The sequence below is a fragment of the Cyanobium sp. ATX 6E8 genome, from assembly GCF_024346335.1.
GTDB lineage: Bacteria > Cyanobacteriota > Cyanobacteriia > PCC-6307 > Cyanobiaceae > Cyanobium_A.
Window position 1 is genome coordinate 1 of record NZ_JAGQCT010000030.1, and the last position, 10,366, is coordinate 10,366.

Annotated in this window: 10 protein-coding genes and 5 pseudogenes; 13 read left to right on the forward strand and 2 right to left on the reverse strand. The window is 60.5% G+C overall.

Annotated features, from left to right (window positions below):
- The 8 genes and pseudogenes from KBY70_RS14040 to KBY70_RS14075 all read left to right on the forward strand — a co-directional run.
- Positions 1 to 320, forward strand: a pseudogene (locus KBY70_RS14040) (hypothetical protein); the annotation flags it as partial.
- A complete protein-coding gene (locus KBY70_RS14045) occupies positions 317 to 673 on the forward strand; it encodes a hypothetical protein (RefSeq protein ID WP_254988927.1) in 357 nt (118 codons plus the stop codon). The pseudogene KBY70_RS14040 and the gene KBY70_RS14045, both read left to right, overlap by 4 nt.
- Positions 673 to 3,009, forward strand: coding sequence for a BREX-1 system phosphatase PglZ type B (gene pglZ, locus KBY70_RS14050; RefSeq protein WP_254988928.1), 2,337 nt, complete (start codon positions 673 to 675; stop codon positions 3,007 to 3,009). The genes KBY70_RS14045 and pglZ overlap by 1 nt, the downstream gene beginning before the upstream one ends.
- A 44-nt stretch (positions 3,010 to 3,053) precedes the next feature.
- Positions 3,054 to 3,347 (forward strand): type II toxin-antitoxin system Phd/YefM family antitoxin, encoded by a 294-nt coding sequence (locus KBY70_RS14055; protein WP_233128587.1) that lies wholly within the window; start codon positions 3,054 to 3,056, stop codon positions 3,345 to 3,347.
- Positions 3,348 to 3,417: 70 nt separating this feature from the next.
- The gene (locus KBY70_RS14060; protein WP_233128594.1) at positions 3,418 to 3,777 is read left to right on the forward strand and encodes a type II toxin-antitoxin system VapC family toxin; all 360 of its coding nucleotides are present in this window, start codon (positions 3,418 to 3,420) and stop codon (positions 3,775 to 3,777) included.
- 88 nt (positions 3,778 to 3,865) lie between these two features.
- Positions 3,866 to 4,186: pseudogene (locus KBY70_RS14065) on the forward strand (type II toxin-antitoxin system VapC family toxin); the annotation flags it as partial.
- Positions 4,187 to 4,341: 155 nt separating this feature from the next.
- Positions 4,342 to 4,596 carry a type II toxin-antitoxin system Phd/YefM family antitoxin gene (locus KBY70_RS14070; protein WP_094560377.1) on the forward strand — a complete coding sequence of 85 codons (255 nt, stop codon included), beginning with the start codon at positions 4,342 to 4,344 and terminating at the stop codon, positions 4,594 to 4,596.
- A 4-nt stretch (positions 4,597 to 4,600) separates the two neighbouring features.
- Complete coding sequence (locus KBY70_RS14075; RefSeq protein ID WP_254988930.1) at positions 4,601 to 5,023, forward strand: type II toxin-antitoxin system VapC family toxin; 423 nt, start codon at positions 4,601 to 4,603, stop codon at positions 5,021 to 5,023.
- Positions 5,024 to 5,120: 97 nt separating this feature from the next.
- On the opposite strand, the pseudogene KBY70_RS14510 reads toward KBY70_RS14075, so the two are convergent.
- Positions 5,121 to 6,023 (reverse strand): annotated as a pseudogene (locus tag KBY70_RS14510) (sterol desaturase family protein).
- Positions 6,024 to 6,161: 138 nt separating this feature from the next.
- On the opposite strand from KBY70_RS14510, the pseudogene KBY70_RS14085 reads away from it, so the two are divergent.
- Together KBY70_RS14085 and KBY70_RS14090 are read left to right on the forward strand one after the other, a co-directional pair.
- Positions 6,162 to 6,275 (forward strand): annotated as a pseudogene (locus KBY70_RS14085) (YccF domain-containing protein); the annotation flags it as partial.
- Between the two features lie 810 nt (positions 6,276 to 7,085).
- Positions 7,086 to 7,346, forward strand: coding sequence for a hypothetical protein (locus tag KBY70_RS14090; protein WP_094560470.1), 261 nt, complete (start codon positions 7,086 to 7,088; stop codon positions 7,344 to 7,346).
- Between the two features lie 227 nt (positions 7,347 to 7,573).
- Here KBY70_RS14090 and KBY70_RS14095 read toward each other — a convergent pair whose 3' ends face one another.
- The gene (locus tag KBY70_RS14095) at positions 7,574 to 7,744 is read right to left on the reverse strand and encodes a hypothetical protein (protein ID WP_254988931.1); all 171 of its coding nucleotides are present in this window, start codon (positions 7,742 to 7,744) and stop codon (positions 7,574 to 7,576) included.
- Positions 7,745 to 8,010: 266 nt separating this feature from the next.
- On the opposite strand from KBY70_RS14095, the gene KBY70_RS14100 reads away from it, so the two are divergent.
- From KBY70_RS14100 to KBY70_RS14110, 3 genes and pseudogenes are all read left to right on the forward strand, one after another.
- Entirely contained in the window at positions 8,011 to 8,154 is a 144-nt protein-coding gene (locus tag KBY70_RS14100) for a chlorophyll a/b-binding protein (RefSeq protein WP_094560385.1), read from the forward strand.
- A 250-nt stretch (positions 8,155 to 8,404) separates the two neighbouring features.
- A complete protein-coding gene (locus KBY70_RS14105; RefSeq protein WP_254988932.1) occupies positions 8,405 to 8,641 on the forward strand; it encodes a chlorophyll a/b-binding protein in 237 nt (78 codons plus the stop codon).
- 773 nt (positions 8,642 to 9,414) lie between these two features.
- Positions 9,415 to 10,366, forward strand: a pseudogene (locus KBY70_RS14110) (hypothetical protein); the annotation flags it as partial.

The following is a 10,366-nucleotide window of genomic DNA, read 5'->3' on the forward strand; positions in this document are numbered from 1 at the left end:
GTGATCGAGTCCGCCTGGTGCGGGTGCCCAGGCAGGTTCACGAGGCAGGTCATTGCCCTCTGGGCCACAGCAGCCTCGATGCTCAGGCCGATGGCGAGCCCTGCCTGCTCGATCAGCTGGCCGCCCCCGGTGACAACGCCATCCCTCTGATGCTCGCCACCGCCTGCGCCGAAGTGCTGCACGGTGAGGTGGAAACCGAGATCGTGCAGGCCTCCCGCGTGTTCCACACCGGTGCCAAGGCGATGGAGCGCCTGCTGCTTCGGCCCAGTTCGATGGCCCCGTCACCCCTGGCACCGCCTACGCCCTGGTCGACGACGTGACCTGCCTTGGGGGCACCCTGGCGGAACTGGCCGACTACATCCAGGCCGCTGGTGGCAAAGTGGCTGCGGTCATTACGCTGGTGAACGCAGGCAGGCTCAATCCCCTCAAGCCTGAACCGCTGGTCACCCGCCGTTTGCGCGAGAGGTTCCCCGATGCCATCCAACACACCTTCGGCATCGACCCCGGTGCCCTCACAGCCAACGAAGCCAGTTACCTCAGTGGTTTCCGAACGGCTGACGGCCTCCGAAATCGCGCAGCTAAGGCAGCAGAAGAGAACGATCTCCGCCTACGCGCAAAGGGTTTTCAGCTTGAGGCTCCGTCAACGCCCCTGAACCAGGAGGGCGAAGGCTGATGACCTCCCCCCGCACCCTGCTGGCCGCGCTGATCGACAAGCTCCGTGGCTGCAACGTCCATGGCGATGCCGAGGAGGCGCCGGCTGCGATCCTCTGGACAGACCCAAAAGGCGAGTGGAAACCGCTGATCCCCCTGTTGCGGCAGCAGCTGCCTGAGCTGCTCTGCCTGGGGGACTACGACCCAGAGCATCGGCTGGGTCCTGCTTTGTGGCTGCGTTGCCTGGTGGACCGGAGCCTGCCCGCTCCCGATGCCGCAGCCGACAGAGTCCCTGTGGTCTATCTGCCAGGCGTCAGCCGCCAGGAACTACGGGCCGGTGAGGGCTGCCCCTGGGCCCTGGAGCCGCTGATCGAGTTGATGTTCCGCGGCAGCCTCTGGTTGCAGCGCAACGGGCGCGACTGGACTCTCGCCGCCTTCCTCGCTTCCGGCGATGCCCTGGGTCTCGACCTGGCCAACGATCAGACCACCAAAGCCGCACTCAGTCGTGCGCTCAGTGAGCTGGCCGTCGTGCCGCTGGAGCAGTTGCGGGGCAAAAAGCTGGAGGCGGACGACTTCGATGCCCTCCTGGCTGACGACCCCATCCGCGACCTGCTGCAGTGGATGACGGATCCCCCGGCCTTCCAGCTGCGCTGTGGTGAGGAACGCTGGAGCGCACTCACCTCCATCTGGAAGAAAGACCTCAAGCTCGATCCTGGCAAGGACGGCGAGCTCGCTGCCGCGGAACGGTTGGCCAAGGGCGAAGGCAACTGGGGCAAGGTCTGGCAGCGCTTCTCGGAGACTCCAGCCGCCTTCCCAGGGCTCCCCGAGCTGCTGCGCCGGGTGGAGCCCGCTCAGATGGGCCTGGCTGTTGGGGCTCACGACCTTTCCCGCTGGCCTTCCCACAACGCCGCCTGTGAAGACCAGGTGCTCACTGCCTTGCAGGGCCTGGCTGGCAAGTCCCATGCCGAGGCGTGCCGCTGTGTGCGGGAGCTGGAGGGCCAGCACGGTGAACGGCGCAGCTGGATCTGGGCCCAGCTGGGCCTTTCCCCGATGGCACAAGTGCTCGCACCTCTCGGTCGCCTGGCCCAGCGGGCTGACCATCCCCTGGTGGGGAACACCCCCCAGGAGTTCATCGAGCCTTACACCACCGATGGCTGGGAGGCTGATCTCTCCGCCTGGCAGGCGATGGCCATGGCCCAGACCGCGCAGGAGGAGGTGGTGCGCAAGGCGGTGGCGGCCCTGCTGCGCCCCTGGCTGGATGACAGCGCCAGTCGCTTCCAGAAAGCCGTGGCAAGCAGTGGTCTGCCGACCCCTGCAGCGCAAGGCGCCATCACCGCCGAGCCCGGGGAGGTGCTGCTGTTTGCCGACGGCCTCCGCTACGACGTGGCGCGGCAGCTGCAAAAGGAACTGGAGGTGATGGGCATCACGGGCAGCCTCAGCACGCGCTGGGCCGCTTTGCCCACGGTCACCGCCACAGCCAAGCCCGCCATCACGCCCCTGATCGGCGAGATCCTGGGCCAGGTACTGCCGGAAGACTTCGCCCCAGCGTTCCGCTCCAGCAAGGCCACCAGTGCCGCCGAGATCCGCAAGGCCCTCACAGCTCTTGGCTACACGGTCCTGGGCGACGACGAGTTGAACCTCCCCTCCAGTGCTGAGGCTCGCGGCTGGCTGGAGACCGGCGACCTCGACCACCGCGGCCATCAGCTCCAGAACGACCTGCCGCGCCAGATCCATTCGGAGATCGAACGGCTGGCGCTTCGCATCCAGAAGCTGCTCGATGCCGGTTGGCGTTCCGTGAAGGTCGTCACCGACCACGGCTGGCTGTTCTGCCCCGATGGCCTTCCCACCGCCGAGCTGCCCAAGCATCTCACCGCCAGCAAGTGGGCCCGCTGCGCCGCCATTAAGGGCGAATCCCAAGTGCCGGTGCCCACCGCCGCCTGGAGCTGGAACCCCAGCGAACAGTTCGCCACCCCCAACGGCGCCGCCTGCTTCAACACCGGCAGCACGAACTCCTATGCCCACGGCGGCATCAGCCTGCAGGAGTGCCTCACTCCTGTACTGGTCGTTTCCGGTGGAGCGAGCAACGCGCCGGCTGCGGCCATCACCGAGATCAGCTGGAAGGGCATGCGCTGCAATCTGGAGGTCAGCGGAGCCACCACTGGCGTGAAGGCCGACCTCCGCCGCGATGCCGCCGGCGGCCCCTCGGTGGCCACCACCGCCAAACCCATCGACGATGGCGCTGCCCGGTTGCTGGTCGAGGATGACGAGCTGGAAGGTGCAGCGGTGGTGGCGGTGCTGTTGAGCCCTGATGGCCGGGTGATCGCCCAACGCCGCACCGTGGTTGGAGGAGAAGCGTGAATAGCAAAATCCGGCCTAGTGTGGTCGCATCGGCGGAGTCAGGCATGGCAGATGTGGTCGCAAGTCAGGTGTCGGTGCGGGATCTCAAAACCCACCTCTCCGAATGGCTGGCCCGTGCCCAGTCCGGTGAGGTGGTGGAAGTCACCTCCCATCGCAAACCCATCGCCCGCATCACCGCTGTGAAGCCAGCGGACTCAGGGATAACCAGCCCGCTGCAAAAAGCGATTGATGCGGGCCTGATCAGCTGGAATGGTCAGAAGCCCAACTTGCCCCCTCCCGTGAAGTTGCGGGGGCAAGGGAAGTTGCTCAGCGACATCGTGATTGAGGATCGGGGTTGAGCTGGTGATCCTTTTCTGTGACACCAGCGCCCTGATGAAGTTGCTCGTTGACGAAGCCCAATCAGATCAGATGCGGCAGGTCAGCAGCACTGTTGATGCCATCGGGGTCTGCCGGATCAGCTGGGCCGAAACAATGGCTGCCCTTGCTCGCCTCCAGCGGGAAGACCCGGTCTGCAACGAAGATCTCGAACAGGCCCGGCAGCACCTGATCCAATCCTGGAAGACCTTCACCATTGTGGAAGTCAGCCAGCCATTGGTGGAAACGGCTGGGCGCTTTGCCGACGTCTTTGCCCTTCGCGGATACGACAGCGTGCAGCTCGCCGCTGCCCATGAACTGCACGTCAACTCCGAACAACCTGTCACCTTCGCCTGCTACGACCGTCGACTGAATCAGGCCGCCCAGCTCCTCCAGCTGGAGGTGTTGCCATGACCGCTTCACCAGCCAACACCAGTGAGATGGACCATCTCGACCAGCTCGGTGCCAAGGCCTTTGATGGCTTTATGGCGCAGCCCGGGCCAGATTGGCCGATGCCAGCCTCGAGGCCCCTGAGTTGATCGATGCCGAGCTGCTCTCGGTGTTGCGGCGGCTCGTGCTGGCAGATCAGTTACCCGAAAAGCACGTGCTGCAGGCCCTGGCCACGGCCCAGCAAATCGGCTTGCGGCGCCATCCCAGCCGCCATCTCTGGCCACGGGCCTGGGACCTGCGCACCAACCTCAGCGCCTACGACGCGCTCTATGTGGCCCTGGCCGAGCAGCTGGGCGCCACGCTGCTCACGGCCGATAGCCGGGCCGCCCGAGCACCGGGCCTGCGCTGCAGCGTGGAGGTGTTGACGCCATGAACGTTGTTCTGGACGTTGCCTTTGCGCAGGAGATCGGCGACGTGCTTTATCGCCTCCAACCCTGGACGAGCTGCGCCGGTCCACACACCTCGTCAAGGATCGGGCCATGTGCCCGCTTAGACTGGTCATCCAACTAGTCAATGGTTGAGGCCTCAATGACGGTCTGGCCTGTTCAGCACGCCAAAGCGCGTTTCAGCGAGCTGCTCGACACCTGTCAGCGTGAGGGGCCCCAGGTGGTGTCGCGGCGGGGCTGTGAAGCCGCCGTGCTTGTGCCCATTGATGAGTGGCGTCGTCTCCAGGCAGCTGCACGGCCCAGCCTGAAAGATCTGTTGCTGAGCCCAGGCGCCCGCAGCGAGATGTTGGTGCCGCCCCGGGGCCAGGCCCGTCGGCGCTCTGTGCCAGCCCTGTAGTCCTGTGGCGTTTCTGCTGGACACCAACGTGGTTTCGGAGCTGCGCAAGCCGCACCCCCATGGCGCTGTGCTCGCCTGGCTCCACAGCGTCCACGACGCTGACCTCCATCTAGCCAGCGTGACCCTTGGCGAGATCCAGGCAGGCATCGAACTCACCCGCGAACAGGACCCTGCCAAGGCCGCCGAGATCGAGCAGTGGCTCGTTCAGGTGAGCTGCACTTACAACATCCTGCCGATGGATGGAGCGGCTTTTCGCTGCTGGGCCCAGCTCATGCATCGGCAATCCGACACCCTCTACGAGGACGCCATGATCGCTGCGATTGCCAGGGTTCATCAGCTCACGGTCGTCACACGCAACGAGGCTGATTTCAGCCGATTTGGCGTGGTGCTGATCAATCCATTCACCACTCGGGGGCGTGAGGCCTGAGCAGGTTCTGAGCCTGCGGCAGAAGCATCTCGGGCCAGGGTTCCTACCTCCGTGGGGTTGATGCGCACCAACATCGTTGACCTGAGCCTTGGCCCGATCAGGTCGTCGTCGCAGAAGCGTTCAGACCCGTGGAGTAGCCCGCATCATGCGTGTTGCAAACCTGGTCCCAGAACGTGAAGTAGAGCCCAAAGTGCACCGACGGGCGGTGGTGGTGCAGGGCGTGGTGCGCCGGCCCGATCACCCAGCGGCCCAGCCAGTGGTGGGGGAATCGGCGTGGCAGGTACTCAAGATCGAGGTGGTTCACAATTGCCCACACGGTCATGGTGCTGAGCACAGCCAGCAGGGTGATCAAGTGCAGGGGAATCAGCATCACAACCAACACCAGAAACAACTACTGCACCAAGGCTTCTGGAGGATCGAACGCAAAGGATGTCCAGGGTGTGGGCCGGCGGGAGCGGTGGTGCCCCCGGTGAAACAGGGCATACAGAACTGGGTGATGGAATAGGCGGTGAGTGAAGTAAAATGCTGCGTCCTGCAAGATGAGCACTGTGAGATAACTCACGCCCAGATACCACCAGGTGTTGGGCTCGACATCCGCGTAGAGCCGCGTCATGCCATGGGCTTGCAGCCCCAGCACCGCAGCAGCGGCAAGGGCGAACACCGCTGCCGAGAGCACTGACAAGCGGATGTCATGGTGGATTCCGTCTCGGATCCTCCGGTTCTGAAGATCCGACGATGCAGATTTGACACGGGAACGGCAGACACGAACCAGGTACCAACACCCTCCGGCAGCAAGGAAATAGCGAGCCAGGATGATCAGAAAAAACACAAGGCTGTCACCCCCGAAGGAATGCTCTGCCCATGTCCACCCGAACCCATCAAAAGCGGGGTGATCCTGAAGCGGTGGCTGGATGATTCCGATGCCGATATCGTTCGCTGCGTTCTGAAATTTCAGGCTAGAGAGAAACAGGACCCCAAAGCTGCCGCAGTGATGCGGCATGTGTGGATCTGCCACCAAACCAACCACAGCTACACGCCAAGGTGTGGCAGGCAACTGGAGAGCGCCGCGACCGGACCCATGCTCCGTTTTCTGCTCAACGTCCTCTGTTTGTGCCGGGGGGCCTTGTGATGGGCCTGGGCCAGGGGCTGCTTTGTGACGATCATCGGCATCCCCTTTGGGATCCAGCACATCAAGTTGGCGCTGATCGCCCTGGCACCGATCGGGATGCAGGTGGTTCCGGGGCGCCGCTGAATGAACAGGGCCTTAAGAACTGGTCGGCCAGCGCCACGGGTTCACCGCTGCGGCTGCCACCCACCGACATGGGCAGTGGCTTCAATGGCATTGATGCCTACTGGTATCAGGACACAGCCAATTACGTGCGGCTGCAGCTGCCCTCAGGTCACAACGGCATCCTGATCGCTGGTGATGGGCAGCAGACGTTCAGCAAGATCCCCCTCTGCGGGACCGCTCCAACAGCCGACAACCACCTCGCCAATAAGGCCTACGTCGACAGCAAGACGGCTGCTGGCACCTACCTGCCGTTGGCCGGCGGAACGATGACGGGTGGCATCACCCTGCCCACCACGATTGCCAGCTTCTCGTACGGCAGCACGGGCTACAACTAGTTCGGTGGCAGTGGTGGCGTTGCCCTGCGCAGCAACACCACCAACCTGTGGACGACGACCTCAGCGAATACCACCTTCAATCAGACGATCGTTGCCCAGCCCACGGGTGGCGTGCAGATGGGTTCGGGTGGTTCCTTCCTGAAACGCGGCAGCAGCTCCACAAAGATTGCCGCCACGGGAATGATCGAACTGCCTGCTGATGCACCAGCGGCAGGGGAGGTGATCCGCAAGGACTACGCCGACAGCACCTACGCCACCAAGGTGGCGATGAGCGACGTCTTTGACGAACCGGCCGCCCTCAAGAGCGAAGTGGCTTCCCTCAAGGCTGCGGGGCGTGCTCTAGCCAGCCGACTGCCCCAGCCAGTCCCCGAGCCCGCTCGAGCCACAGAGCCAGGCCGGGCGCGGCAGCATGTAACGGAGTTGTTACATGGCTCTCATGACTGTCGGGGAAGTCTTTCTGGAGTCCCTCTCCAGCGGCGTGATCACGGAGCGAGAGATCTCCTGGGTTGCTTCCCAGCAGGGTGCCTTTGCCCGCCACGAGGAAGCCCTGGCGCTTCGGTTGGGTCGCTTGGTCGACGAGGGGCAGATCAACCTTGGCTGCCGCCTGCCTAGTCGTCTTGTCCAGCACAAGCTTGTGCTCAACGAATGGATCGAACCGCTGGGCCGGCGCCGCGGCATAGCAGCCGTCTGCGCCTGATACCGCAGCAGCTCGTATGACGCAAGACAACACACTGCAGTACTGGCAGAACATGCGCATCGCCATGGAAGCTGCCGGCGCAACCTCAAGTGCCATTTACAAACGCGCCGTGGCGATCACCCAGGGGCTGCCAGATCCCCTCGCAGCTCAGGATTCAGCTGAGGGCTAGCTGCTAGTCCCTCTCTGATATTGGGGTTACACCGCGTTGCTTTGGTGCAGCGGCCAACCTATGCCACCTGTTGCTCATCGCCCACGGATACTGGATGGCCCACCAGTTCAGAAGACTCACAAGCGGTGATCCAGCTACGCAGCAGCGGGTAGCGCTGAACCATCGCGGCATATTCAGCTGATTGACGGTAGGAGGCTTCCAGAAGCCGGTAGTCAGGGTCCGACTGCATGGACTGCTGCTCTCCGGAAACCAGCTCTGCTGTTAGCGCGAGATGCCTGCGGCCTGGTTGATCAGATGTCATGGAGATCAAACGGGCGCCAAGGGCTGTGGCAAGGCGCTCTGCAACAAGAGTGCCGGAGCCGGCTTGCCGTTGCTGCTCCTGTCAGTGGGAGCAGACAGAAGGCGTCACTGGTAGCCGGACGAACGACAGCGGAGCACCCCCTTGCGCCGCATGTTCACAACCTGTTACATTGGCGTTAACACTTCGTCGCAACCATGACTGAGTCCGCTTCTCGCTTCGGGTTTGTCGCTTTCGCTGAAACCTGGAATGGCCGTTTGGCAATGCTTGGTTTTGTGATCGGTCTTGGCACCGAGCTCCTGACAGGTCAGGGCATCCTTTCCCAAATTGGCCTGGGTTGAACGCCATGCAAACCGACTACACCGCTGCAATTTCGGTCGTTGCCCTGATCACCGCCGTGCTCTCGGCAATGACGATCTACGTGCTGAGCCGTCCTACGGACCTGGCTAAGAGGGTTGGATGATTTCTGCAATCACAGTTCTCCTTATCGGTGCCTGGATTGTTGGTGCTCTCAACCAGCCGGACCTAGCCGATTGAGCTTTTAGCTCTTGTTTGTTCAGCTTTCCAGCAATTGTTCCGCCACCCAAAGCCATGACCAACACTCCTTCTAACGACCAATCATTCGATACCAGCTCCGAACAGCTGACCCTCATGGAGCAGCTCAAGCAAGTTGAACTGTTTAACGGCCGTGCAGCCATGCTTGGCATCGTCATCGGCATCGTGGTGGAAGGCCTCACCGGTTTTGGCATTGCCCATCAGATCGGCCTTGGCGCCTTAGTTGATGGCTATGCCGCCTGCCGTACCCAGTTCCTGCCTTTCTGCTTCTGAGCACCTTCAGGCCTGATGTTTTCTGACCCCTAGGTAATACCTGGGGGTTTTTGTTTGGCGCCAATGGATTAGCCGGCGGCCTCTTGCACCACCTGCTGGCCGGCATTAGACGGACCAGCGCAGAGGCGGCTCGAGCTCTTGGGGCTCTTCTTTCAGCTGGATTAGCCACCAGGCTGCTGGATAGGCGGTTTTGATCAGCGCACCTAGAGGTGTGGCAGTGGGCACGGGCCTTTGCGAAATGCTCGAGCCGGAGCGAGGGGCTGGAGCAGGCAGGCCGCTACTTCCAGCTCGCAAGCGAGCAGAAGGGGCAATGGAACCCGACCAGGCGCGCATAGCGCAGGGGCTGCTCTTGCCAGACTTCCTATGGGCAGATCAGATCCCAACAGCAGGCGATTGGCTGTTGCTGCGAGAAGAGACTGAGCTGCCACGTTCGAGTTTCACAACCAATCAACAGTGCTCGCCATCCATGGCTTCATGTGCCGGATGCCGAGGCCAGAAGGCGCGCAAGCCACTGGTGAAACAAAGTGTCGCGGTTCAGCAGCAAAGGCGAATCGATCAACCACCAGGCGATCAGTGCCTCCAAGACGTATCGATGAAATCCGGTGGCACGGCCTACTGATCTAGACACCAAAACCAGGTAGACGAAACCAAGAACCCTTGCTACCATTAGATTCTTAAGCAAACATCGTCCCCAGAAAACCAGTTCAAAGTCAGTTCAAGACCCTCCAACGACGGAGGAGGACCAGAGCACTGGGTTCAAAGGGAGTTCAAAAATGCCACCTTCTACTGAGCAGCAGAAGCACCTAGAAGCACTCAGCACCCTGCTAGAAGCACAGGGACTTGGTGCTGCCGATTTACTACAAGCAATAAGTGCCCTTGCTGCTATTAAGCAACAAGAACAAGTCCACAAGGATACAGAACCCGAAAACAAGATATTTCAGGACAAGATACTTATATATCCTGGCAGTGAAGATGCTTTTATCTTTAGATATGGAACGACAAAGAGCAAGAACTTCTATCTTAGGATTTACTGTAAGGAAACAAAGCAGATTTACAAGAGGAGTTTAAGAACGGCAAATAAAGAAGAAGCAGTAGTTAAAGCAAGAAGCATCTATGCCGAAACATACGGCAAACTATCTAGGGGAGAAAAGACCAAATCACTAACAACCCGAGCACTCATAGAGAAATATCTTGAGCAAGAGTTTAAGAGAATATCCCCCCTGCCAAAAGCAGGCATTACAAAAGAAACATATGAAACAAAAAGGCAATATCTAAGTGTATGGGAAAGGTTCATACGTGAAGAACTGAGAATGGCAGACAGCAAACTTGAGAATATTCCACCAGAAAGAACAAGGGATTTTCAGTATTGGTTGAATAGACAAGAAAAGTTATTCTACACGAACAAGAAAGGTTTCAGTGCCGAGTATGTAAACTCTATCATTAGTGAAGTAAACAGAATGTATAGACAGGTTGCCATCCGTGACAAATACCTTTCACTTGCCTTGATGCCTCAGATTGACAAGGCAAAAGCACAACCAAATACAGACCCTAAAAGACATATTCTTGAAGTTCCAGAGTGGGAGGCACTAGCAACTTATGGGCACCTCGAAATTTACGAGATTTGCCAGCCTCTGATCACCATAAAAAAATGCCTTTCGGCATCGTCGCAGCAGATCATAAGTGCTCAAGCAATACAATATTTTTGGCAAATTGATTCGTATTGGA